The organism is Streptomyces sp. NBC_01426, from assembly GCF_036231985.1.
GTDB lineage: Bacteria > Actinomycetota > Actinomycetes > Streptomycetales > Streptomycetaceae > Streptomyces.
Genome location: NZ_CP109500.1, coordinates 6,766,115 through 6,789,479, shown reverse-complemented (window position 1 = coordinate 6,789,479; position 23,365 = coordinate 6,766,115). Strand labels below are relative to the sequence as shown.

Sequence of the window (23,365 nt, the reverse complement as noted above, 5' to 3'; positions counted from 1 at the left end):
CAGAGAGTCGGGAGCCCCGCATGCCCACGTCCACGACCGGCACCTTCACCTTCGCCGACTGGAAGGAACTTCCGGTCGGCCCGGCCGACGCGACGCCGCGCCTGGCTCACGCCACCGTCACCAACGCCTTCTCCGGGGGTGTCGAGGCCGCCGCGACGACCTGTGACTACACGGTGGCGTACGCGTCGCCGACCTCGGGCGGCTTCGCCGGCATGGAGTTGGTGGCGGGCCGGGTGGACGGGCGCGCGGGCACGTTCGTGTGGGAGGAGCGCGGCACCTTCGACGCCGACGGCACCACGCGTTGCACGTTCTCGGTGGTCCCGGGCAGCGCCACGGGAGAGTTGGCGGGCCTCTCGGGTTCGGGTTCCTTCACCGCCCGTCACGGCGAGCCCTCCGTCGCGTACGCGTTCACGTACGACCTGGGTTAGGAACAGCCGTCCGGGCGGTCGCGGGGCGGCACGCGAAGGGGCGCGGACCGGTCGGTCCGCGCCCCCACCGGTCCCGCTATCGGATCACGGCGCGCCGAAGGTCAGCGTCAGGCGCGGTGTCCCCTCGTTGGCGGCGGCCTCCGAGGACCACAGCCACAACGCGTCCGTGCCCGCGCTCGTCAGGGCCAGACCGTGGGAACCGCCCAGCGCGCCCGCGACGGTGTCCGTGTCCAACCCGGTGCTGTGCACCGCCGAGCCGTCCGGGATGCCCGGGAAGCTGCCGAGCGCCGGGGTGCCGAGGGCGGGGCGGTTGGTGTACGTGGTCCCGCCCTCGGTCCACGCGCCGGTGATCGGGACCACCGAGACGGTGTCGGTGGTGCCGGCTCCGCTCATCGTGCTGGTCTTGACCGCGAGCGTGGCCGACTTGAGCACCGTGCCCGCGGGCGCGGCGGGCAGGTTGAAGCGCAGGTAGCTCGCGTACAGGGCGGTGCCGCGCACGGCGAGGGAGCCCGAGGTGCCGTAGTTGGTGCCCGGGGCGCCCGCGTTGGCGTAGGTGTCCTCGGCTGCCGTGACCTCGACGACGGAGTCGGCGGGCGCGGAGGCGAGGGTGTGGTGGTTCTGCACCTGCGCCGCGCTGAGCACGGTCGGGTAGACGGCGCTCTCGTCGAGTTGACCGGCCCAGAAGTCGCTCGTCGGACGGTCCGGCCATCCGTTCAGGTTGTCCGCGCCGACGTGCCAGAAGCCGGTGTAGTTCTCGTGGGTGGTGACGTTGAGGGTTCCCCTCTGGACGCCGTCCACGTACAGGGTCATGCCGCCGGGGCCCTGGGTGCCGACGACGTGGTGCCACTGGTTGTCGTTGTAGCTGCCCGGGGTCGTGATGGTGCGGGTGGCCCCGGTGTAGACGCCGTACACGAGCCGGCCGTCATTGGTCATGTAGATGTGCTTGTCGTACTGACTGCTGTTGCGGTCCTGGTTGTTCCCGAACCCGAGGAGCTTGCCGCCGCGGGTGGTGTTCGTCTTGAACCAGGTCTCGATCGAGTAGCTGCCGCCGATGCTCTGCCGCTTGTCGCCGTACACCTGTTGGTTGGTGCCGTTGAATCCGATGGCCGTGCTCGCGCCGGTGACCGCGCCGGGCGTCTGGCGCAGGGCCGGGCCGTTCAGGTGGATGCCGCTCTGGTTCCCCCCGTCGGAGGAGTCCGCGACGAACGGCGCGGCCGATTCGTCGTAGCGCCAGTACTGCTGGGCGCCGTCGGTGCGGACGGCGTTCGGGTACGCGTCGACGGACGTCGGCACCGTCACGGTCGAGGTCCCCGACAGGGCGCTGGTGTTGCCGGCGGCGTCCGTCGCCGCCACCCGGTAGGTGTACGACTGGCCGGGCGAGGCCGTGGTGTCCGTCCAGGAGGCCTGCGGGCGCCTGAAGAACAGCGAGTCCGCGGTGACCGTGCCGATCGCAACGGCCGCCCCGTTGCGGTAGATCTTGTAGGTCAGGGCGCTGTCGTCGAGGTCGAGGCTGGTGCGCCAGCGCACCTGGACCTCGCCCGGCTTGAAACTGACGGCGCTCGCGACCGGGACGGTGGGCGCCCCGGTGTCCCCGGTGGAGGAGAACCGCGTCAGGCTCTGCTGCGCGGCCCCGTTGACGGTGGTGAACTCACCGCCGACCCACAGGTACTGCGCACCGCCCTTCGAGCCGATCGTCATCACCCGCGGGCCGATGCCCTCGCCGATGCCGTCGTTGGTGTCGGGGGCCCATCCGAGCTTGCCCACGCTCGCCGTCGGCTGGGCGAGGAGGTGGTGGCGCTGGCCGTCGGGGAACTCCCCGACGCTGGAGCAGTCGTGCGCGTGCGAGGCGCTGTACAGGACGCTCTGGTAGGGCAGCACGGCCTGGGTGGCGCCGAGGCAGGTGTCGCGCCACCGCTGGTTCAGGTCGCTCAGGTCGACGGCGATGCGGCCGTCGAAGACGCCGCCGCCCGTGCCCTCGTTGGCGGTGTAGAAGCCGGTGGCGTCGGTGGCGATGTCCTTGACGACCGAGTTGTTCTCGATGAAGCCCGGGTAGGACCTGGTGAGCGCGCCGCTCGTGGCGTCGACGACCGCGAGGGCGTGGCTGTTCGTGCCGTTGACGGTGAAGAAGTCCCCGCCGAGGAGGACGTTCTCCCCGTCGGGGGTCACCTCGACGGCGCGGCCAGGATCGTCCGCGTCGGCGGTGAAGGGGCGCAGTGCGCCGTCGGCCGTGGCCACGGCGGCGAACCGTTGGCGCGGCTGTCCCGCGACGGTGAGGAAGTCGCCGCCCGCGTAGACGGTGTCGCCGGTGACGGCGAGGGCGCGCACGGTGGCGGCGAAGGCCGGACGGAAGGAGGTCTTCACCGTGCAGGTGGCCACGTCGATGGCGGCGACGCTGGAGACCGGTGTGCCGTTGACGGCGCCGAAGTAGCCGCCCGCGTACAGGGTCTTCTTGTCCGGGGAGAGGGTGAGCGCGCGGACGGTCGCGGTGCCGCCGCCGACGGTGAAGTCCAGCTCGCAGGAGGTCGGGGCGCCGGTCGCGGCGTCGAGCGCCACGAAGTTCACCGCCGACTGCTCGCCGCCGCCCGAGGGGGGACGTACGGTCGAGAAGGTGCCGCCGACGAAGACCTGACCGCCGGTTTCGGCGAGGGCCCAGACGACGCCGTTGGGCTGCCAGGTCGACAGCGCGTCGGCGGTGAAGGCCACGGGCGGGGTGACGGCCGCGGCCTGCGGGACGAGGCCGAGGCCGATGGCCGTGCCGGTGCCGGCCAGGGACAGGGCGAGAGCGATCGCCGTCCCTCTGGATCTATGCATGAACCCCCCAGTTCGATGTGCGGTGTGCGGTGTGGCCGAAAACAGCCTTTGAGCCGTCCTCGGTCCCGGGTATGGGCGCACCCTAGGGCGATTCACCGGGCCGGTCATCACACTTGACTTATTTGATGCAGATTGACCCGGGCCGCCGGCGGTCGGCGGCCGGCCGGATGCGACGACCCGGCGGAGTCCGGCGCGGGGGCCGCCGAGCGGACGTGCGACCGTTCCCGCAGGTCGTCGGGGTGCCTTCGGCGGGCTCACGCTCTTCTCCGGCACACCTGCGGGCCGGGAGGCGCGCCCGCTCGGAGCCGAGGGCGTGTAGCACCATGGGCGCATGAACAGACGTACGAGCAAACGCCTTTCCCGGCAGCTGGTCGAGGCCGCCGGACACGGCTCGACGGCCCGGGTGGAGGCGCTGATCGGCGCCGGGGCCGATCCCGACGGCAGGGACGCGGACGGCACCACCGCCCTGTACGTCGCCTCGGTCCAGGGGAACCCGGACAGCGTCCGGGCGCTGCTCGATCACGGCGCGGACCCGAACGCGCACAGCGATGGCCCCACGGACGGCACGCCCCTGTGCGCGGCGGCGTGCTGGGGGCATGTGGAGACGGTGCGCGCGCTGCTGGCGGGTGGCGCCGATCCGGGGCTGCGCGAGGACGACGGAGAGGGGCTCTCCCCACTGGAGTGGGCGGTGCGCGAGGAGCAGGAGGACGTCGCCCGTCTGCTGCGGGAGGCGCTGCCGACGACGGCTGACGGCACGTGATCGACTCGCGCGATCCGTCGGCGGGGCGCCGGGACGGATCCGCGGCCGGGGCGGGCGAGTCCCGGCCGCGCCGAACCTATCCGGGCAGGGGGCGGCAGAGCAGGGCCGCCGGGCCCTGGCGGGCGGCGGCGCGGGTGGTGAAGGCGATGCCCGCCGCGTACTCGGTCGACCGGCACTGGCCCTTGAGGTGACCGTGGGCGTAGTCGCCACCCGGGTCGCCCGGAGGCCGGGCGTCGCCCCGGTCGAACCAGACCGTACGACCGGTACCGGCCGGGAGGGCCGTACGGGCGGGCGCGCACAGGCCGGCCGAGACCCGGGCCCCGCGCAACGCGTACCCGATGAGGAACTGCCCGCTCGGGCACTGGAACTTCGTGTACCCGGAGGCCCAGTCACCGCCCGGCGGGACGTGTCGTTCGTCCCGGACGACGGTGTGGCCGCCCGCCGCGGCGCGCAGGTCGGACGTGGCGCACAGGCCCCGGCCCCCGGTGTGGCTCAGGCCGGCGAGCCGGGAGCCGTCCGGGCACACCGCCTTGCGGGCCCCGACGTCCCAGTCGCCGGCGGCCCGGGTGAGCAGCGAGGCGTTGTGGTCCCGGTGGTCGGTGGTGAGTTGGTACCAGGCGGGGGTGACGGGAACCGGTCCCGTGCGCCCGGGGGCGCCGAGGAGCGCGGACCAGGGGCCGGTGCGCCAGTCGCCCGCGTCGAGCGCTCCGCTGCGGCGGCCTGTGTGGTCGTAGCGGAGCAGCGCCCAGCTGTCGCCGCCCGGGGCGCCCTGGGCCGTGGTGCTCCAGCCGACCAACGGCCAGTACGCGAAGTCGGCGTCGGTGGCGGTCAGGTGGGAGGTGAGGTTCTCGAACCAGGCGCGCGGTGCGGCGCCGTTCTCGTCGGCGCCGATGCCGAACTCGCTGATCCAGACGGGGGCGGTGAAGTGCTTCCCCGTTTCGGCGGAGACGAAGAACGCCTGGTCGTACAGGGTCCGTTCCAGCTCGGCGCGGGTCATGTCCTGGTAGCGGGGGTCGTGGGTCTCGCCCATTCCGGTGGCGCCGCTGTGGTGGGGGCCGGTGTATCCGTAGAAGTGGGCCGAGTAGACCAGCTTCCCGGACACGGCGAGGGTGTGCGAGAGCGTGCGGACGGGGGTGAGGGTCGGGCGGCCGTGCGCGAGGCCGTCGAGGGGGATGCCGGTCCAGTTGATGCCCTCGATGACGATGAGCAGGTTCGGGTTCGCCTCGGTGAGGATGCGGTCGGCGGCCTCCTGGGCGGCGGCGTGCCAGTCGTGGCCGTCCCCCAGGCCCCAGTTGGGGTCGTCGAGGACGTCGCGGCGCACCTCGTTGTAGAGGTCGGCGCCCACCACGCGCGGGTTGTCGCGGTAGCGGCGGGTGATGAACACCCAGTCGTCCGCCCACTGGGCGGTGGAGCGGCCACTGTTCCAGCGCTCGTTGCCGTCGAGACCGCAGCACCACCGCGTGGTGCCGGTGTGGTTGTTGAGGATGACGGCGAAGCCGGCGTCGGTGAGCGCGGACACCACGGCGTCGTACACCCGCAGCGGGGTACGGCCGCGCAGGGCCGGATTGGCGGCGACGGCCGCGTCCGGGACGGGCGTGCTCGCGCGGAGCATCTCGTTGGAGAAGGGGAGCCGGATGCTGTTGAGGCCGAGGGCCCGGAAATCGGTGATGAGGGTGGGCAGGGGCACGCGGTCGAGCCCGAGCGGTATGCCGTGGGAGTCCTGGCCGCTGTGGTGGGTGGCGGGATCGCCGCGGTCGCCGGAGCCGGTCCAGGAGCCCTGGGCCCCGTCCCAGTTCCCGGAGCGCAGGCGGAAGCGGTTGCCTTCGGCGTCGACGATGTACCGGCCCCGGGTGGAGAGCGGCGCGGCCCACGCACCGGCCTCCGCCGCCGCACCGGCCGCCGGTACGGGCGCGGGTCGGGCGGCGTGCGCCGGCGGGGCGGCGACCGCGAGCAGGAGGAGGCCGGGAAGCAGGTGACGGGCCACCCGTAAAAGGCTGTTCATGTCGCTCCCGCCGGATCGGCCGCCCGGGGCCGGGCGGTTGACGCGGTCAAGTTACCCGTGGGTCGCGACGGGGGGAAGCCGTTCGGCGGGAGTGATCGCGGCTCACGGGCGGGACGGAGGTTCCGGGGAGCCCGGGCGGGCCCGGTACGCACGGTCGTCGGTTCGTTTCGTTCGGTCATGTCCGGTTCCTGTCAACAGACGGCACCGCGCGCCACTCGTTTCCGCACGCCCACCCCCGCGAAACCGCCCCGCGTCGGGCCCCGCGCCTCTACCGTGCCCTCAGGGGTTGGGCACGACACCGGAGGGCGGGGCGCGGATGGACGACGAAGAAGACATGCGGCTGGCGAGGATGACCCCGGAGATCTCCCGCCGCACCCTCGCGATGCTGCGGGGCCTCGCGGGGCTGGAGCCACCGGAGCAGGTGCCGGAGGACGCCATGCTCGTCGCGGACGCGATCCTCGCCGAGCACGGCACGGACGGCCTGCGGGTGCTGGTGATGACCCTCGCCGCCTGGGCCACGGCGCAGATCGAGAACGTCGCGGAACTGAGCGAGCGCAGCCACGAGGCGGTGCTGGACGCGATGGAGCTGGCCTGCCTGGAGGCCAATGCCGAGGAGTGAGTCGCGCGGCGGATCGCGGGAACCGGGGGCACGGGGACTCGGGCGCACGGGGATCGGCGCCGCCGGAATGGTTTCTTCCGCCACGGATCGGCCGAGGCTGCGAACAGCGCGCCGATCCCGGCGGCACACGACGAGAGGAGACCGCGGTCACCCTCGGTGATCGCCGTGCGACGGATCGCCCCGACGGCCCCTTTGCGGGCCCTCCGGGCCCCCGATCCGCCGCGCACCGCGGTCACACCCTGGATCGGCGGAAGTCGGCGACACTGGGGGGAGCAGGAGCGTAGTGGGGGGTCGTGATCGGAGGCCGTCGTGAGCACACCTTCCCCCATCCGGATCGCCGCCGTCTTGTCCACCGAGCACCGTGGACGGCTGATGTCGCACGCCCGCGAGGTCAATTTCCCCGAGAACGCGCGGATCTTCGACGAGGGCACCCGGGCGGACTCCTTCTGGATCGTGCGCTCCGGCACGGTGACGCTGGAGATCCCGGTACCCGGCCGCAGGCCCACGCCCGTCCAGAGCCTCGGTCCCGGTGAGTTGGTCGGTTGGTCCTGGCTGTTCCCCCCGTACACCTGGCAGCTCAGCGCCGAGGCGATGACCCCGGTACGGGCCTACGAGTTCGACGGGACGACCGTACGCATGCTGATGGACGCCGATCCGGCGTTCGGGTCCTCGGTCGGGCACTGGGTCGGACGGGTCCTCGCGGTCAGGTTGCAACAGACCCGCACCCGGCTCATCGACCTGTACGCCCCGCGCACGGGCGCCACGCGCTGAGGTGACGGGGCCCGCCGCGCGACCCCGGATCCCCTGATCCCCCAGAACCGGGGATCCGCGCAACCCGGGATCCGGTGCGTCGTTCCACAGGGTCGAAGGAGACGCCGGCACCGCTCGACGAGGGTGTCGGTCCCGGACACCCGAGGAGCGGAACACGTGCCCCCAGCCCCCGCCGCGCGCCGTCCCCGACGCATCCCGCGCCGAAGCCCCCACCGCGATCCCAGGCGAAACCCGCGACACTCCCCCTCCCGACCCTCTCGGCAGCTGCGCAGGGTGATCGGCGCCGCGCTCGCCGCCGCCCTCGGGACCCTGTGGCTCGCCGCGGCCCCCGTCGGGGCCTCCGCCGACCCAGGCCCCCGCCGGGCGGCCGGCGCGACGACTCCCGTGACGGCCCCCCGCGCCTCCGTCGGCGAGCCCGTCCTGAACCAGGACTTCCCCGACCCGGACGTCGTCAAGGTCGGCGCCACCTACCACGCGTACGCCACCAACACCGGTGGCAAGAACATCCAGCACGCCACCTCGCGCGACCTGATCCACTGGTCCGTGGACCCCGGCAGCGTGCTGCCCGTCCTCGGCGCCTGGGCCGAGGAGCTGCCCGGCCAGGTGTGGGCCCCCGAGGTGTACGCCAACGGGCGCGGGTTCACGATGCAGTACACCGCGCGCGACCGGGCGAGCGGCCGGCAGTGCGTCGGCGTCGCCCTCGCCTCGTCGCCCGCCGGGCCGTTCCGGCCGGCCGGTGACGCCCCGCTGGTCTGCCCGGTCGCGGCGGGAGGCGCCATCGACGCGGCGAGCCACACCGAGGGCGGCCGGCGGTACCTGCTGTGGAAGAGCGACGGCAACTGCTGTGAGACGGACACGTGGATCCACCTCCAACCCACCACGTGGGACGGGACCCGTACCACCGGCGAGCCCGTCCGGCTGATCCGCCAGGACCGCGACTGGGAGGGCTCGCTGGTCGAGGCGCCCACGCTCGTCAAGCGCGGCGACCACTACGTGCTCTTCTACTCGGCCGACGCCTACGGGGGCGCCGGGTACAAGATCGGCTACGCGGTGGCGGACGCCCTCACCGGCCCGTACACGAAGGCGGCCACCCCGCTGGTGACCACCGAGTCGCTCGCCGGCGCGGTCCGCGGCCCCGGCGGCCAGGACGTCGTGACGGGACCGGGCGGCCGGGAGCGGATCCTCTTCCACGGCTGGAGCCCCGACGGCCGGGGACGGGTGATGTACCTGGCCGACCTCGTGTTCGAGGACGGCCGCCCGGTCGTGCGCGGCGACCGGGCACGGTGACGGGCGGCCCGATCCCCCAGGCCCTGTCGTCAACGTCTCGCCGGGCCCACCGGCGCCATTTCGACGACAGGGCCCAGCCAGGGCGTCAGCCCCACCTCTGATGGTTCGTCCGGTCGCAGGCGAGGTCACGCAACCCGGCCGGGCCGTCGTCCAGGCAGGTCCCCGAGACCTTGCTGCGGACCTCGACGGACGCGTCGCCCCAGGCCGTGAGCACCCATTTCTGGGACGCGGCCGCGGCGCAGCCGGAGGTGCGCAGCCCCGCGCCGTCGGCGTCGAGACAGGCCCCGGTGGCGTGGTTGCGCACCTGCCGGGTGCCGTCGGGCGCGCTCTCCACGGTCCACCGCTGGTAGCTCATCCCGTTGCAGTCGAAGGACCGCAGGCCCTTCTCCAGGCTGTCGTCCAGGCAGTCGCCCGTGTTCCGGTTGACGAAGATCCGGGCGTTCTCGGCGGTCCCCGGCCCTGATCCCGGGCCCTTGTCCGCGGAACCGGCTCCCGTCGGGCCGCCGTTCGGGGCCGCGGCCGCCCGGGGGTCCCCGGAGGTGTGGCCGGCGTCGACGACGGTGCGCAGCACGAGGACCGCGAGCAGGGCGCCGACCAGCGCCCCGGCCACCGCGCCCGTGGTGGCGCAGACCCGTCGGCTGCCCATCCGGGTGCGTACGGCACGGGTCCAGGCCGCGCGTCGGGTGGGCGGCGCGGTGGAGGCGTCTGCGCCGCGCTCGGCGCTCTCGTCCGGGGGGTCGGCGGTGGCCGGCGCGGTCTCCGTCGGCGCGGGCGGCCGGGGTTGGGCGCGTTCGGCCTCTTCCCACAGGAGCCGGTACTCGGTCGGGTCGGCCTTCAGGGCCAGACACAGGTCACGCACCGTGCTCCAGGGCGGGACGGTGCTCCCGCGGAAGTACCGCGACAGTGACGAGTCACTGATCAGCACCTCGGTCTCCAGCGAGCGCAAGGGACGTCCCGAACGCTGCTGCAACGCCCGTAACGCCTCGCCCAGCCGTTGCGCCGGACCGACTCCCTGGCGGCCGTCGTCGGCCATGGTGGCCCCCTTCTCCGAACGGACGGCGCACGCTGCCCCACAGGCCGTCCCCCTGTCCCGGGACATTCATGCCCCAGCAGGTCAGAACCTTAGAGATCCCGACATCCCCGAAGCAAACGGGACAACCTTGCGGGGGCCTGACGGGCCGCCACAGACTCTGACGCATCGGCTCCGCGGTCCGGGTGGAAGCGTTCGCGCTTCCCCGGCACCGACGTGTGGCGCCCTGGACGGGCGGCGCGAAGCCACCCGGACGAGCGGGGCGCAATGCCCCGCCACGCGGACCGGCCCACCCCCCTTGTACGAAACGGGAGTAACGATGTCCAAGAACATGAGCGGCCGTTGGGGCATGGCGGCGCTGACCGCCCTGGTGTGTGCCGGATCGGTCGCGTTGACCGCTCCGGCCGCGCCGGCGGCCCAGCCGCCCGCCTCGGCCGCGGTCACGGAACGGTTCGCCGCCGGGCAGGTCGAACAGGCCGGGAACGCGGCGCTCCGCGCGCCCGGCGTGAGCCGGGCGCAGGTGCTGGCCCGGGCGAAGACCTGGCTGACCGCGAACAACGGCCGACCGGTCCCGTACAGCCAGGTCAAGCGTTGGAAGGACGGCTTCCGCCAGGACTGCTCGGGATACGTGTCCATGACCCTGCGGCTGCCGGCGCCGGGTCCCAACACGGTGGGGCTCAAGAACAACGGCTTCACCCGGCGGATCGCCATGAAGGACCTGGCTCCCGGGGACCTGGTCCTGAAGGCGAACAGCAACAGCGCCGACCTCCGGCACGTGGTCATCTTCGCCGGCTGGAGCAACAGCGGGCACACCGCCTACAAGTCCTACGAGCAGGCGGGCGGCGTGGGGACCCGCTTCAAGCAGCACTCGTACGGGGTGAACGGGCGCGACGGCTACCACGCGTACCGGCCCGTGAACATCACCGGCTGATCCTCCGCACGGGCCCCGGCGACCGGCGCCGGGGCCCGTCCCGACCTGCCCCCACCGGTCCGATCACGCAGTCCTGGAGCCGACATGTCCTTCGTACCGTCGCGTGGCCGCGCCCGGTCCGCCCTGACGGCCGGCGTGCTCGTCGTGGTGGTGGCGGCCCTGCTCGTCGGCTGTCTCCCGGCCGCCGAGAACGGGCCGCGCGTCCCGCAGGATGTCGGGCCCACCCGGACCGGCGTCGAGGGCGCCCGCCTGTTGCACGACGCGGAGCAGGGGCTGCTGCGCGCGTGCATGCGCCGGGCGGGGTTCGACTACCACCCGCCCGACGGGCGGTGTGGTCCGGCGCAGCGACCGGGGGTGCGTGTCCGGGGCGCGGCGGGAGTTGTACGGAGATCTCGGGGCCTGGTTCCAGGCCTCGACGACCGTCCACGCCCTGGACGCCATCCGCAGGGGGCGGGTCCTGGCCCATCCCCGGTACGCCGACGGCGTCCGGGCGTGGGCCCGGTGCATGCGGGTGTCGGGACACCGGTACCCGGACCCCGCCCGTACCCGGGCGGCGGCCCTGTCGCCCGCCGCGGCGATGTCTCCGGGCCGCGAACGGGCCCTGGCGCGCGCCGAGGTGCGGTGCGCGGAGCGGTCCCGGACCTGAACGCCGGCGGAACCGTGTTCACCGCCCCCGGCAAGGGGCAGGGCCTCCCGGTCAACGACACCGTGGCCTCGCACGACTGGGTCGACGCCTGCTGAACCGGCCCCTCCCGGGGGGCGTCCCGCCCGCGGCTCCGGTCGCGGGCGGGGCGCCCCTCAGGTGCGGGCGCCGGCCGACTCGACCGGGCCGCGCCGCAGGGCCACCGCGGCGGTCGCCACCGCGCAGACCACGGCGAGTGCCGCGCAGGCCGCGACGATGGCGCCGAGCGTCTCCCACGGGACCACGATCGGCACCCGGACGTCGAGGAGGTGGAGGGCGCCCCACACGCCCCCCAGGTTGAGGGCGGCGACCAGGCCTCCGACGAGCGCCCCGGCCAGGACGACCAGCAGCGCCTCCCCCGCCACCAGGCGCAGCACCTGTCGGCGGGTGGCTCCGGCGAGCCGGAGCGCGGCGAACTCGCCGACCCGCTCGGTGGTGGCCATGACCTGGGTGTTGGCGAGGCCGATGCCGGTGTAGAGGAGGGCGATGCCGAGGACGAACAGCAGGCCGAGCCGGGTGAGGCCGTCACCCCGAGCAGCAGCGCCTCGACGAGGACCATGCGGCGGATCTGGCCCGGGGTGGCGCCGGTGGTGCGCAGCAGCGCGAACTCCCTGCGGCGTTGGGCCACGGCGAAGGCGAACGTGGAGGCGAAGCCGGTGATGCCGCCGGCGGTGCCGAGCGCAGCGTTGACGGCGAGCAGGGCTTCGCGGTCGCGTTCCGGGTCGGGGTCGGCGAGGCGCCGGTCCCGGCCGGTCAGGACGCGGACGTCCACGCCGTCGGCCGCGGTGGCTCCGCCGGGGCCGTCCCGGTCCGCGAAGGCTTTCACGGCGGCCCGTACGGCGGCCGGGTCGGCGGTGACGACGACCTGGGGGACGGCGGGTGAGAGGCGGGCGGCGCGTGCGTCCGTGTAGAACAGGGCATCCTCGAAGCCGAGTTGGCGGACCGTGCCGACGACGGTGAGCGTCCCGGTGTCGGTGGTGAGCCGTTCGCCGGGCGGGGCCCAACCGGTGGTGACGACCTCGGAGTCGGACCGCGGGGCGCGGCCGGCGTCGAGGGTGTACGGGGCGAAGGCGGCGACGGCCCAGGGATGTCCGACGGGCTGCCGGGACCGGCCCCGGACGCGGACCGGGAAGGAGCGGTCCTCGGCGACGGGGCCGAGGGCGGCGAGTCGGCGCGTCAGCGCGGGGTCGACGCCGCGGGGGTGGGCCAACGCGGCCGTGTGTTCGCCGGCCGGGGTCGTCACCCGCAGCGTGTCGGCACCCTTGACCACGACGGGGGCCCGCGCGAACCGTTCGGGCTGCCGCTGCGGCGCGTCGAGGGTGGCGGCGAGGCCGAGGCCCATGGTGGCGATCAGGCCGACTCCGAGGGACAGGGCGAGGAAACTGCCGACGAGGGTGATCCAGCGGGCGCGCAGGGTGCGCAGGGCGACGCTCAGCACGGCAGGACCGCCGACTTCGTCATGTGGGCGGCGATGTCCTCGGCGCTCGCGCCGGTGAGTTCGGAGCCGACCCGGCCGTCGGCGAGGAAGACGACGCGGTCCGCATGGGAGGCGGCGACCGGATCGTGGGTGACCATGATCACCGTTTGTCGTTCGGTGTCGACCATCGCGCGGAGCACGGCGAGGACCTCGCGGCCGGTCACCGAGTCGAGCGCGCCGGTGGGCTCGTCGCCGAAGAGCACCTCGGGGCGGGTGATGAGCGCGCGGGCCAGCGCCACGCGCTGCTGCTGGCCGCCGGAGAGTTCGGTGGGCCGGTGTCGGGCGCGGTCCCGCAGGCCCACCCGGTCCAGTGCCTCCCGTACCTCCGCCTTCGCGGGGCGGCGACCGGCCAACCGCAGCGGGAGGGCGACGTTCTGTTCGGCGGTCAGTGCGGGAAGCAGGTTGAACGCCTGGAAGACGAACCCGCTCCGGTCCCGGCGCAGGCGGGTCAGGCGGGTCTCGCTCAACCCGCCGAGTTCGGTGTCCCCGATGGTGACGGTGCCGGAGGTGGGGCGTTCGAGGCCGGCGGCGCACTGGAGCAGGGTGGACTTCCCCGACCCGGAGGGGCCCATCACCGCCGTGAAGCTGCCCCGGGGGAAACCGAGGGTGACCTGGTCGAGGGCGGTGACGGTGTGGTCGCCGGAACCGTGGATCCGGCTGACCGCGCGGAGGTGGATCGCGTCGTTTTCCATGCCTCCACCCAACCGTCCGCGCGCTTCGGAAACAGCGGGGCGGGGGCGAGTCCCGAGGGTGGGGCCGGCCCTACCCCGAGGCCTCGTTCCGTGTGTTTCAGGGATGTTTCAGGGGCGTCTTCGGCCGATTCGACGGTGCGCTCACCCACAGGTCAACAGCTCGACACCGCTGCGGACTGCACTCATGCGATCACGATCAGTGACGTGAAACAGCGGTACGAACGGGCGTTCCCGCCCCTCATGGGCAAGACTCACGTCCGCTATCCGAAGCAACCACCCGAGGAGTGTTCGAAATGCGGTCCATCACCAGGAATCTGGGACTGGCCACCGGCGCCATGGCGCTCACCGCCCTCACCGCGCTGGTCGGCTCAGGAGTCGCCGACGCCGCGCCCGCCGGCACGGAGAGCATGTACGCGCCCTCCGCGCTCGTGGTCAGCGTCACGGCCGGCGCGGACGCCGACCAGGGCACGGTGCTGCGCGCGGTGACGCTGGTGTGCGCGCCGCGGCCGAGCGGCACGCACCCGGACCCGGTCGCCGCCTGCGCCGAGTTACGGGCGAACGGGCGTGCGCTGGACGCACTCGCCGAACCCCGCGCGGACGCCGCGTGTACCAGGGAGTGGAACCCGATGACGGTCACCGCCGACGGGGTCTGGGAGGGGCGCCGGCTCAGCTACACGTACACGTTCGGCAACCCGTGCGGTCTGCGGAACAGCACCGGCGTCCTGTTCGGCATCTGAGTCCCGGTGCCCGGTCCGGGCGGCGTCGTGCGACCGCCGCCCGGCTCACAGGGGACTCTTGCCGTCCATGTTGAAGGCGTGACCGGCACGGAACATCCGCTTCGCGAAGAAGTGGCCGTGCTCGGCGGCCATCCTGAACCACGGCTCGGCCTCCGGGAGTCCGTCCCGGAGGTCGACGAGCCGGCCCATGTCCCACATGGCCTCCACGTCACCCAGCTCGATCGCCGCGCGGAGCAGCCGCTCCGCCTCGGCGTGGTCCTCGCCCAGTTTGTGGATCGAGGCCAGGGCCCGCATCGCCCGGGGATCTCCCGCCTCGGCGGCGGCCCGCGCGTGCTCCACGGACGCGAACTTCCGGCGGTTGCGCCACCATCGCAGGAGGAGCAGGAGGATGCCGATCAGCCAGACCACCCAACCGGCAGTGCTCAAACTGTCGTTGTCGCCGATCCACCCGAGGATGCTCAGCACGGCGGCGACGAGCAGGAGCAGAAACGACACGGTGTCTCCCTCGGGCTACGCTCTGCGGACCCGCGCAGCCTAGGCGAACTCCCCTTCGCCGTCAGCCCAGTTCGAGACTCGCGACACCGTACAGCCCCGGCAGGTCGACCGTGGGCGCCGCCCCCGTGTACATCCGGGCGGCCTCGAAGGTCGGGACCAGCCCCAACGCGGCCAGCAGGGCGGTGGCCGTCGGGTTCGCGTCGGGCACGTCCACGGCGATCTCCCCGCCGGGGACGTGCTCCGCGAGCCGCCGCAGCAGGGCGGCGGCCACCTCGGGCGTGGCCGCGTACAGGGGTCCGACGCGGGAGGCCCCGCTGCACGGCCGGACCACACCGAGTCCCTCGACGCGACCGTCCCGGACGGCGGCGAGGGCCGTGCGGCCCGGCAGTCCGGTCCACGCGGACAGGAAGGCGTCGCGCGGTTCGGGGAAGAACCGCCGGTCGTAGGCGGCGAGTAGGGAGAAGGGGAGGCCGGCGGCGTCCACGACGCGCACCCCGCCGTCGTCCCCGGCCCGCGGCACGCCCTCGTGGCGGACGTTGTTCCACGCCGGACGGAACCCGGACCTGCGGTAGTTGTCCTGCTGCTCGACCACTCCGTCCAACCCCACGAGGCGGCCGTCGAGTCGACTCATGCCGGCCTTCCACAGTCGGATGCCGTAGCCCTGGCCGCGGACGTGTGGGCGGGCGATGTAGAAGCCGATGAAGCCGAAGCCCGCGCCGTAGCGCACGGCGGAGACGCAGGCCACCGGTTCACCGTCGAGCCGGCCGACGAGGAAGCCGTCGGGATCGGCGACCGCGAAGGCGAAGCGGTCGGTGTCACCCGGATTCCAGCCCTCCTCGTCGGCCCAGGCGCGGATCATTTCCATGTCGGCGGCGCTCGCGCCGCCGATCTCGAATCCCGTCATGCCCGGTGTTGTACCAGACAGGCGCGGGGGTCAGCCCGCGCAGATCACGTCATCGAGCCGGATCGGCTGGGAGTCGAGCCGTACGTACGCGGTGAAGGTGTCGGTGTGCTCGGTGTCCCAGCCGGTGGTGACGGTCGCCCAGCCGACCCCCGCGGAGGCGGCGACCGTGACCGGGCCGACGGCGATGCTGCGGGGCTCCCCCTGGGCGCAGAGCAGCACGTCGCTCTGGGGGCTGTCCCGCTGCTTGTCCTTCAGCACCTGCGAGACGCGATGGTCCCGGCCGTACCGGGAGGGACCGTGCTTGCCGTAGAAGACGGTGAGGAAGCGGCTGATCTCGGCGGCCGAGTGCCGGTGCGGCCCGGCGGCGACGGCCGGGCCCGGGGCCGGGGCCGGCGCGGGGGCGGCGAGGGCCGGAGCCGGCAGCGCGAGCAGGGAGAGCAGGAGGGCGCCGGTGAGGCGGGGGGTGAGCGTCATGTCCGGTTTGTAGCCGCCCGTCCGTGCCCACGCGGAGGGACGCGGCCGGACCTCACCCCAGTGGGGGCCGGATTCGGCCGAGAACCGCCCCTTTCGGCCGCAGGCCGGGCCGCCGCCCCGGCCGGGTATCGGGGGGGAGGGCGGCGGCGCGGAATCCGGTCGCGGCGGGAGGTGGGACGTACGTAGGGTCACGGCATGGGGAAATCGCTCGTCGCCGTGTTCAGCGGGGCAGGAATGTCCACCGACTCCGGGATTCCGGACTACCGGGGACCGCAGGGTCTGTGGCGGCGGGAGCCCGACGCCGAGAAGCTCGTGACCTACGCGCACTACATGGCCGATCCGGAGATCCGGCGTCGCTCCTGGCTGATGCGCGCCGAGGTCGGGGCGCTCGACCCGCGCCCCAACGCCGCGCACCTGGCCGTGGCGGACCTGGAGCGCGGTGGCACGCCGGTGCGCGTCGTCACCCAGAACGTGGACGGACTGCACCAGCTCGCCGGGATGCCGGAGCGCAAGGTGTTCGAGCTGCACGGAACGGCCCGATCGGTGCTGTGCACCGACTGCCGGGCCCGTTCCACGATGGAGGAGGCGCTGGCCAGGGTCGCCGGAGGGGAGCCGGATCCCGCCTGTCCCCGCTGCGGCGGGATCCTGAAGCCCGCCACGGTGATGTTCGGCCAGCGGCTGGACCCCGAGGTGCTGGGGCAGGCGATGGCCGTGGCGAAGGGGTGCGACGTGTTCATCGCGGTCGGCTCGACGCTCCAGGTGCAGCCCGCCGCCTCGCTGGCCGGGATGGCGGCGGAGGCGGGGGCCCGCCTGATCATCGTGAACGCGCAGGAGACGCCGTACGACTCCCTCGCCGACGAGGTGATCCGCGAACCGATCGGGACCGCCCTCCCGGCGCTCCTGGCGCGGATCGCCACCCGATAGCCCACTCCCGCTACCCGGCGTCGGCCGCCCGCCGCATCTCCGCGACGTCGAGCTTCTTCATCCGGAGCATGGCGGCACTGGCCCGGGCGGCGCGGCCCGGGTCCGGGTCGCTGATCAGGTCGATGGCCTCGGTCGGGGTGACCTGCCAGGACAGGCCGAACTTGTCCTTGACCCATCCGCAGGCCGACTCCTGGCCGCCGTCGCGCGTCAGGGCCTCGTAGTAGTAGTCGGCCTCCGCGTCGTCGGCGCAGGGGATCTGGAAGGAGACGGCCTCGGTGAAGGGGAACTGCGGTCCGCCGTTGAGGCCGATGAACCGTTGGCCGTTGATCTCGAACTCGACCACCATCACCTCGCCGACGGGCCCGGGTCCGGCCTCGGTGTAGCGGCCGATCCGGCCGATCCGGCCGTCCTTGAACACGGACAGGTAGAAGTCGGCGGCCTCTTCGGCCCGGCCGTCGAACCACAGGCACGTGGTGAACGGGTTGCTGGTCATGACTGCCTCCAGAGTCGTGCGGTGAGGGACACCGTCCCGCACATACAGACCGCCACCGCGCCCGAAACTCATCGGTGGGCGCAGGACGGGTTCACATCGCTCCGGATCTCACTCCTGTGGGCCAGGTGCCGCCGGGGCGGACGGCACCGTGCCGCGCCATCCGCCACCGCGCCGTCGCGGCCTGGCGAGGGCCCTCAGATCTCCAGTTCGGCTTCGATCTTCTTCAGTTGGTGCCGGGCCATGGCGAGGTTCGCCCGACCGCGATCGAGCGCGAGATAGAGGAAGAATCCGCTGGAACCCCTCGCCTTCATGAGTCGGATCAGGTGGTACTGCCCGCCGAGGGTGATGAGGATGTCCTCGATCTCGTCCTGGAGTCCGAGCATCTCCATCGTGCGCACCTTGGCGCGCACCACGTCGGTGTTGCCCGCCGCGGCGACGGCGAGGTCGAGGTCCTTGCCGCCGCCGATGGTGCCGAGCGCCATGCCGCTGCCGTAGTCGACCAGGGCCGCTCCGAGCGCGCCGTCGATGACGGTGGTGGCTTCTTTGAGGGCGGTTTCCACAGTGGCCATGAGAGGTTCCTCTTTCTTCGGTGACTGTCGGGGGTTCTGCTGGTCTTGTCAGTGGTCGGTGGGGTGGTGCGGCTCAGGTCGACGGAGCCTGGGTGGGCATCGGCGGCGCCACCGGGCCTCGTCGACCGAGGCTGTGCTCGATGAGCTCGGTGATGCGCAGACTGGAGCGGCGGGCCTCCAGGTGGAGCCGGCCGACATTGACGCGTGGTTCGGCGATCAGCGTGAGGACGGCCGCCTCGCCCGCCGCGTAGGTGGCGATGTAGCCGGATTCGCCGCGCACGAGCAGTTCGCGGAATCCGCCCTGGCCGGTGCTGTCGCTCAGTCGTCGGGCGACGCCGAGGGCGGCCGCGGTCAGGGCCGCGACGGACTCGGCCTCGGTGGCGGCGCTGTCGTGGGCGAGCACCAGGCCGTCCACGCTGGCCGCGAGGGCACCGGTGAGTTGCGGAAGGCGGGCTCTCAGCCGCCGGAGTTCGGCGAGTATCTCGGCCTCGGCCTCGGCGTTCACCATCGCCGTGCTCATGTCGGCCTTCCTCCTTTCGGGCTGTCTCCGCTCGGAGCGGTCGGTGCGCAGAACCGGTCGCAGCGGGAGCCTCACAGGCTTGCCTCCAGTGCGTCGCGTAACCGGCGGAGCAGGGCCACGTCCGGGGATTGGGCCTGGGTCATCCAGTCGGGCAGGGGTGTCTCGGCCATGGGTATCGGGGCCGGTGCGTGCGGGGTCTCGACGAGACCGGCCGCCGCGAGTCTGCGTACGTCGAGCAGGGTGTGGAACGCCGGTCGGCCGAGCACCCACGCGAGGTCGGCGGGGGTCCGTCTGCCGTCCGCCTGGTGGAGCAGGAGGCGTTGCCGGGCGGTGATGGTCTGGCCGGGTGCGGCCTGACGGGGTATCACGGGGGCGGTGTCCAGCAGCGGATAGGGCCAGACCGCGTCCAACAGTTCCCGGCGGCGGCGGGTCTCCCGTTCGACGGCGGCCGCGGGTACCGAGCGCACGGAACCGATCCAGTGGGTGGCGCCGCGGCGGAACCGGGACGGGCCGCTGCCCGGCGACAGTGCGAAGAACGCGGCGTCGAAGATCGCGGCGAGGTGGCATATCTCCAGCTCGCCGCCCGCCAGACCGCCGCTGTCCACGAGATAGCGGGCGACCTGGCGGCGGGCTCCGGCCTGGTTCACGGCGTCGTTCCAACGCTCGGGGGCGAGGCCGCCACCGGTGGTGAGCAGTACGTCGAGACCGGGGGTGGAGGGGCTTTCGGCGTGCACGACGCGGCCGTCCTCCAGGAACAGGGTGCCGCGGTCGCGGAGCAGGGCGCCGGTGGCGCGTTCGGCGGCGAGGCGGGTCAACAGGGGGGACACTTCGACGGGGTTGGCGGGGAGGGTCGGGGCGGTCATCTGAGCACCAGCCCTTCGGCCAGTGCGCGGAGTCTGTGTCGGGCGAGGGCGAGGTTGCCGTCGGCGCGGTCGAGCCAGAGGTGCAGGAACACGCTGCTGTCGAAGCTCGTCTCGACGAAGCGCAGCACGTGGTAGCCGCTGCGGGTGGTGACGATCAGGTCCTCGACCGGCGGGCCGGCCGGGTCTCCCGGGCCGGCTCCCCCGGCCTCGGGGGCGAAGGATTCGTACTCCGCCGCCGCGCGGGCCAGTTCGGCGGTCTCGGCGGCGGTGGTCTCGTGGTCTCCGACCGGCGAATCCCCTGCGGTGCCGAGGGCCAGTCCACTGCTCCAGTCCACGAGGGAGGCCCCCCGTGCACCGGGCAGGGCCATGGCTTCGAGCAGACATTCGTCGATCCCGGGCACGCGGGCTCCCCTCCCGGCCAGACGTGCTGGGTGCACGGTCGTACGGCGCGACAGGAGGGAACTTACTCAAGTTCCACACTGCGAAAGGGGGTTCTGGCATTTTCCGCTGGAACATGCGCGATAGCACGTGACGGCATGGCCGGAACGCGTCGCATTCTGATCAAGAAGCGAACAGGAGAACGTCAATGCGTCGCACGACGCCATCCTCGCACCGCCCGCACGCCGCGGTCAGTCCGTCGGCCGACCGGACCGGAAGCAGACCCTCCTGACGGACACGGTGCGCTCCGGGCCCTCCCCACCGGCCCCTCCCTCGTGTCACCCTGCCGGTCATGGAGCGGATCATCGAGGAGATACGCGAGGACCTGGACCGCCGGATCGCCGTGGCGGCGGACCGGCTCGCCGACCGCACGCCGAGCGAGGACCCCGCGTACGCCGCCCTGCCGGGGCGGACCGCGTTACGCGACCGGATCCACCATCACCTCCGTCAGGCCGTCGACGGCCTGGTCCGCACGTCCCGAGGTCTCCCGGTGGACCTCTCCGACGCCCGGGACACCGGCACCCTGTGGGCCGAACAGGGACTCCCGCTCGCCTCCTTGCTCCGCGCCCACCGGCACGGCGGCCGCCTGCTGTGGCAGAGCCTGACCGAGGCGGTGGCCGCGAACGACCGGGCCGCGCTCCCCCGACTGCTGCCGGGCGCGGCCGCGCTGTGGGACGTACTGGAGCAGATGGCGGACGCCGCCTCGGACGCGTACCGCCTGGCCGAGTCCCCCCGCGCCGAGCGCGACCGGGAGCTGAGGGCGTCCCTGCTGGACGCGCTGCTCGACGGCACCGGGGCGGCCGCGGAGGCGGCGGCCCGGTTGGGGCTGCCCGCGCGGGGCCGGTTCGCGGTGGTCGTGCTGGGGCCGCCCGGTCTCCCGGCGGGCGGCCCGGAGCCCGCCGCGCCGCGCGTGCTGTGGCGCAACCGCGCCGACGGGGAGACCGGCCTCGTGGAACTGGGCCACCATCCGCTGGAGTCCGTACGGGAGCTGCTCGCCCCGTCGGGCGTGCGGGCCGGGGTCAGCCCCGTCGTGGAGGGGGCCGCCGACCTGGCCCGGGCCCGCCGCCTGGCGGTCCTCGCGCTGCGGGCCTCCCCCGCCTCGGCCGGTCCGCTCACCGTGCTGCTGGACGAGCGGCTCCCGGCGGCGCTGGTGGCGGGCCAGCCCGAACTCGCGGGCCGGCTGCGGCAGGTGGTGCTGGGGCCGGTACTGGCCCTGCCCCCGGAGGACCGTCGGGTGTTGCTGACCACGCTGGGCACGTGGCTGACCTGCCAGGGCTCGACCACGTACGCCGCCCAGCGGCTGTACTGCCACCGCAACACGGTCTCCAACCGGCTGCGTCGCCTGGAGCAGCTGACCGGCCGCTCGCTCTCCGATCCGGCCCAGGTGGTGGAACTGGCCCTGGCGCACGCGGCGGTGGTCCGGCACGCCCAGGCGGAACCGGAGCCGCCGCGCGCCGCCGGGCCGCCGGGCCTGAGCCGACGCCACCGCGACGACACCCCCGCCTAGGCGGGGTCGGCGGGCGCGGTCTGCTTCGCCGACTCCAGGAGGTACGGGACGTCGATCACCGCGACCCCCGGTGTGAACAGCAACCGGGCCTTCAACCGGAGCGCGTTCTGGTTGTGCAGGGGTTGCTCCCACCAGTGCCCGACCACGTACTCGGGGATGACCACCGAGAGCATGTCCGTCCCCTCCGCGGCCGCCAGCTCCTGCACGTACTCCAGGACCGGACCCACCACGTCGCGGTACGGCGAGTGCAGCACCTTGAGCGCGATCCCCGGGTCGTGCCCGGCCCAGGCCTCGCGCAGGGCGTGCGCGTCCTGCGCGTCGGCCGCGACGGAGACGGCCGTGAGGCTGTCGGGCCGCAGGGCCTGCGCGTAGCCGAGCGCCTTCAGCGTCGGGGCGTGCACGGAGGAGACCAGCACCACGACGTGGTGGCGGGAGGGCTTGCGGGGCTTGACATCGGGGGCGACGGCCACCTGGTCGGAGACGCTGTCGTAGTGGCGCCGGACCCCTTTCATGCCGACGAACAGCAGCGGCATCGCGATGACGACCAACCAGGCGCCGTGCGTGAACTTGGTGAGGAGGACGATGACCAGCACCAGGGCGGTCATGGCGGCGCCGACCGCGTTGATGGCGAGCCGGCGGTGGATGTGCACCCGCTCCCCCCTGGGTGTCTCGGGCGAGTCGAGTGCGCGTCGCCAGTGCCGGACCATGCCCGACTGGGAGAGGGTGAAGGAGACGAACACCCCGATGATGTAGAGCTGGATGAGGCGCGTCAGTTCGGCGTCGAAGGCGACGATCAGGGCGATGGCGACCAGCGCGAGGAGCACGACGCCGTTGGAGTACACGAGCCGGTCGCCGCGGTTGAAGAGCTGGCGCGGCGCGTACCGGTCCTTGGCGAGGATCGAGGCGAGCATCGGGAACCCGTTGAAGGCGGTGTTCGCGGCGAGGATCAGCACGCCGGCGGTGACGGCCTGGAGCAGGTAGAAGAGGAAGTGCCAGCTGCCGAAGGTGGCCCGGCCGATCTGCGCGAGCGCGGTCGAGGTGGGCGTACCGGGGGCGAGGCCCAGTTCCGTCGGGTCGGCCGCGACGTGCACCTGGTACACCATGGCGAGGACGGTGATCCCGAGGAACATGGTCACGGACAGGACGCCCATGACGGCCAGCGTGTTGGCGGCGTTGCGGCTCTTGGGCTTGCGGAAGGCGGGGACCCCGTTGCTGATGGCCTCGACACCGGTCAGCGCCGTACAGCCCGAGGCGAAGGCGCGCATCACGAGCAGCACCAGGGCCAGGCCCGTGAACGTCTCGGTCTCGATGATGGGCAGGGAGGCGGACTCGGCGCGGATGGTGGCGCCGGTCGCGATCCGTACGGCGGCGACCGCGAACATGACGTAGATGACGAGGACGAAGCCGTAGGTGGGGATGGCGAAGATCCGGCCCGATTCCCGTACGCCGCGCAGGTTCATCAGGGTCAGCAGCACCACGAAACCGACCGACAGCACGACTTCGTGGTCGCTGAGCGAGGGAATGGCGGAGGTGATGGCGGCGACGCCGGAGACCACCGAGACGGCGACGGTCAGCACGTAGTCGACGAGGAGCGCGCTGGCGGCGGTCAGCGCCGCCGTTGGACCGAGGTTCTCGGAGCTGACGATGTAGGCGCCGCCGCCGCCGGGGTAGGCGTGGCAGGTCTGCCGGTAGGAGGCGACGACCACGATCATCAGGAAGACGATGGCGGCGGCCGCGTACCAGGTGAGGTGGAGCAGCGTCACGCCGCCGAGGGCGAGGATCAGCAGGATCTCCTCGGTGGCGTACGCCACCGAGGAGAGCGGGTCGCTGCAGAAGATGGGCAGCGCGAGCCGCTTGGGAAGCAGGGTCTCGCCCAGGCGTGCGGTGTCGAGCGGTTCACCGACCAGCACGCGTTTCGCATTGATACGCCTCATTCAGGCATGATCGGTCA

General features: G+C 73.2%; 24 protein-coding genes and 1 pseudogene. 9 read left to right on the top strand and 16 right to left on the bottom strand.

Annotated elements, in window-relative coordinates:
- Positions 1-20: 20 nt before the first annotated feature.
- Entirely contained in the window at positions 21-428 is a 408-nt protein-coding gene (locus OG906_RS30290; protein WP_329447262.1) for a DUF3224 domain-containing protein, read from the top strand.
- An 84-nt stretch (positions 429-512) separates the two neighbouring features.
- On the opposite strand, the gene OG906_RS30285 is transcribed toward OG906_RS30290, so the two are convergent.
- Complete coding sequence (locus OG906_RS30285) at positions 513-3,239, bottom strand: DNRLRE domain-containing protein (protein ID WP_329447261.1); 2,727 nt, start codon at positions 3,237-3,239, stop codon at positions 513-515.
- 331 nt (positions 3,240-3,570) lie between these two features.
- Between OG906_RS30285 and OG906_RS30280 the strand changes: the two genes are divergently transcribed.
- The gene (locus OG906_RS30280) at positions 3,571-3,999 is read left to right on the top strand and encodes an ankyrin repeat domain-containing protein (protein WP_329447260.1); all 429 of its coding nucleotides are present in this window, start codon (positions 3,571-3,573) and stop codon (positions 3,997-3,999) included.
- Positions 4,000-4,075: 76 nt separating this feature from the next.
- Here the strand turns inward: OG906_RS30280 and OG906_RS30275 are convergent, their stop codons facing one another.
- The gene (locus tag OG906_RS30275; RefSeq protein WP_329447259.1) at positions 4,076-6,001 is read right to left on the bottom strand and encodes a glycoside hydrolase family 5 protein; all 1,926 of its coding nucleotides are present in this window, start codon (positions 5,999-6,001) and stop codon (positions 4,076-4,078) included.
- A gap of 316 nt (positions 6,002-6,317) precedes the next feature.
- On the opposite strand from OG906_RS30275, the gene OG906_RS30270 reads away from it, so the two are divergent.
- The 3 genes from OG906_RS30270 (at position 6,318) to OG906_RS30260 (ending at position 8,678) form a co-directional block, all read left to right on the top strand.
- On the top strand, positions 6,318-6,620 hold the full coding sequence (locus OG906_RS30270) for a hypothetical protein (protein ID WP_053682076.1): 303 nt from the start codon (positions 6,318-6,320) through the stop codon (positions 6,618-6,620).
- Between the two features lie 309 nt (positions 6,621-6,929).
- Positions 6,930-7,391 carry a Crp/Fnr family transcriptional regulator gene (locus OG906_RS30265; protein ID WP_267796445.1) on the top strand — a complete coding sequence of 154 codons (462 nt, stop codon included), beginning with the start codon at positions 6,930-6,932 and terminating at the stop codon, positions 7,389-7,391.
- A gap of 273 nt (positions 7,392-7,664) precedes the next feature.
- Positions 7,665-8,678, top strand: coding sequence for a glycoside hydrolase family 43 protein (locus tag OG906_RS30260; RefSeq protein ID WP_329447258.1), 1,014 nt, complete (start codon positions 7,665-7,667; stop codon positions 8,676-8,678).
- An 85-nt stretch (positions 8,679-8,763) separates the two neighbouring features.
- Here the strand turns inward: OG906_RS30260 and OG906_RS30255 are convergent, their stop codons facing one another.
- Positions 8,764-9,711 (bottom strand): RICIN domain-containing protein, encoded by a 948-nt coding sequence (locus OG906_RS30255; protein WP_329447257.1) that lies wholly within the window; start codon positions 9,709-9,711, stop codon positions 8,764-8,766.
- A 316-nt stretch (positions 9,712-10,027) separates the two neighbouring features.
- Here OG906_RS30255 and OG906_RS30250 point away from each other — a divergent pair, with 316 nt between their 5' ends.
- Positions 10,028-10,639 carry a hypothetical protein gene (locus tag OG906_RS30250; protein ID WP_329447256.1) on the top strand — a complete coding sequence of 204 codons (612 nt, stop codon included), beginning with the start codon at positions 10,028-10,030 and terminating at the stop codon, positions 10,637-10,639.
- Between the two features lie 63 nt (positions 10,640-10,702).
- Here OG906_RS30250 and OG906_RS30245 read toward each other — a convergent pair whose 3' ends face one another.
- The 4 genes and pseudogenes from OG906_RS30245 to OG906_RS30225 all read right to left on the bottom strand — a co-directional run bounded on the left by OG906_RS30245 (position 10,703) and on the right by OG906_RS30225 (position 13,490).
- The gene (locus OG906_RS30245) at positions 10,703-11,080 is read right to left on the bottom strand and encodes a hypothetical protein (protein ID WP_329447255.1); all 378 of its coding nucleotides are present in this window, start codon (positions 11,078-11,080) and stop codon (positions 10,703-10,705) included.
- Positions 11,081-11,437: 357 nt separating this feature from the next.
- Positions 11,438-11,764 carry an ABC transporter permease gene (locus tag OG906_RS30240; protein ID WP_329447254.1) on the bottom strand — a complete coding sequence of 109 codons (327 nt, stop codon included), beginning with the start codon at positions 11,762-11,764 and terminating at the stop codon, positions 11,438-11,440.
- Positions 11,765-11,802: 38 nt separating this feature from the next.
- Positions 11,803-12,759: pseudogene (locus OG906_RS43650) on the bottom strand (FtsX-like permease family protein); the annotation flags it as partial.
- A complete protein-coding gene (locus OG906_RS30225; RefSeq protein ID WP_329447252.1) occupies positions 12,753-13,490 on the bottom strand; it encodes an ABC transporter ATP-binding protein in 738 nt (245 codons plus the stop codon). The gene OG906_RS30225 and the pseudogene OG906_RS43650, both read right to left, overlap by 7 nt.
- A gap of 293 nt (positions 13,491-13,783) precedes the next feature.
- Here OG906_RS30225 and OG906_RS30220 point away from each other — a divergent pair, with 293 nt between their 5' ends.
- Positions 13,784-14,227, top strand: coding sequence for a subtilase-type protease inhibitor (locus OG906_RS30220; protein WP_267826955.1), 444 nt, complete (start codon positions 13,784-13,786; stop codon positions 14,225-14,227).
- Positions 14,228-14,272: 45 nt separating this feature from the next.
- On the opposite strand, the gene OG906_RS30215 is transcribed toward OG906_RS30220, so the two are convergent.
- From OG906_RS30215 to OG906_RS30205, 3 genes are all read right to left on the bottom strand, one after another.
- The gene (locus OG906_RS30215) at positions 14,273-14,722 is read right to left on the bottom strand and encodes a tetratricopeptide repeat protein (RefSeq protein ID WP_329447251.1); all 450 of its coding nucleotides are present in this window, start codon (positions 14,720-14,722) and stop codon (positions 14,273-14,275) included.
- A 61-nt stretch (positions 14,723-14,783) separates the two neighbouring features.
- On the bottom strand, positions 14,784-15,626 hold the full coding sequence (locus tag OG906_RS30210; RefSeq protein WP_329447250.1) for a GNAT family N-acetyltransferase: 843 nt from the start codon (positions 15,624-15,626) through the stop codon (positions 14,784-14,786).
- A gap of 30 nt (positions 15,627-15,656) precedes the next feature.
- A complete protein-coding gene (locus OG906_RS30205) occupies positions 15,657-16,100 on the bottom strand; it encodes a hypothetical protein (protein ID WP_267826957.1) in 444 nt (147 codons plus the stop codon).
- 195 nt (positions 16,101-16,295) lie between these two features.
- On the opposite strand from OG906_RS30205, the gene OG906_RS30200 reads away from it, so the two are divergent.
- On the top strand, positions 16,296-17,024 hold the full coding sequence (locus OG906_RS30200) for an SIR2 family NAD-dependent protein deacylase (RefSeq protein ID WP_329447249.1): 729 nt from the start codon (positions 16,296-16,298) through the stop codon (positions 17,022-17,024).
- Positions 17,025-17,034: 10 nt separating this feature from the next.
- On the opposite strand, the gene OG906_RS30195 is transcribed toward OG906_RS30200, so the two are convergent.
- From OG906_RS30195 to OG906_RS30175, 5 genes are all read right to left on the bottom strand, one after another.
- Positions 17,035-17,517 carry a VOC family protein gene (locus OG906_RS30195; protein ID WP_053682066.1) on the bottom strand — a complete coding sequence of 161 codons (483 nt, stop codon included), beginning with the start codon at positions 17,515-17,517 and terminating at the stop codon, positions 17,035-17,037.
- A 194-nt stretch (positions 17,518-17,711) separates the two neighbouring features.
- On the bottom strand, positions 17,712-18,086 hold the full coding sequence (locus OG906_RS30190) for a hypothetical protein (RefSeq protein WP_267796431.1): 375 nt from the start codon (positions 18,084-18,086) through the stop codon (positions 17,712-17,714).
- A 73-nt stretch (positions 18,087-18,159) separates the two neighbouring features.
- Entirely contained in the window at positions 18,160-18,606 is a 447-nt protein-coding gene (locus tag OG906_RS30185; protein ID WP_323181926.1) for a roadblock/LC7 domain-containing protein, read from the bottom strand.
- Between the two features lie 71 nt (positions 18,607-18,677).
- Positions 18,678-19,469 (bottom strand): transcriptional regulator, encoded by a 792-nt coding sequence (locus OG906_RS30180; protein ID WP_329447248.1) that lies wholly within the window; start codon positions 19,467-19,469, stop codon positions 18,678-18,680.
- A complete protein-coding gene (locus OG906_RS30175) occupies positions 19,466-19,870 on the bottom strand; it encodes a hypothetical protein (RefSeq protein ID WP_267796429.1) in 405 nt (134 codons plus the stop codon). Before OG906_RS30175 ends, OG906_RS30180 begins: the two co-directional genes overlap by 4 nt.
- A gap of 329 nt (positions 19,871-20,199) precedes the next feature.
- Between OG906_RS30175 and OG906_RS30170 the strand changes: the two genes are divergently transcribed.
- On the top strand, positions 20,200-21,414 hold the full coding sequence (locus OG906_RS30170; protein ID WP_329447247.1) for a helix-turn-helix domain-containing protein: 1,215 nt from the start codon (positions 20,200-20,202) through the stop codon (positions 21,412-21,414).
- Here OG906_RS30170 and OG906_RS30165 read toward each other — a convergent pair.
- Positions 21,411-23,348 (bottom strand): APC family permease, encoded by a 1,938-nt coding sequence (locus OG906_RS30165; protein WP_329447246.1) that lies wholly within the window; start codon positions 23,346-23,348, stop codon positions 21,411-21,413. The two genes, OG906_RS30170 and OG906_RS30165, sit on opposite strands and share 4 nt — an antisense overlap.
- Positions 23,349-23,365: the final 17 nt, after the last annotated feature.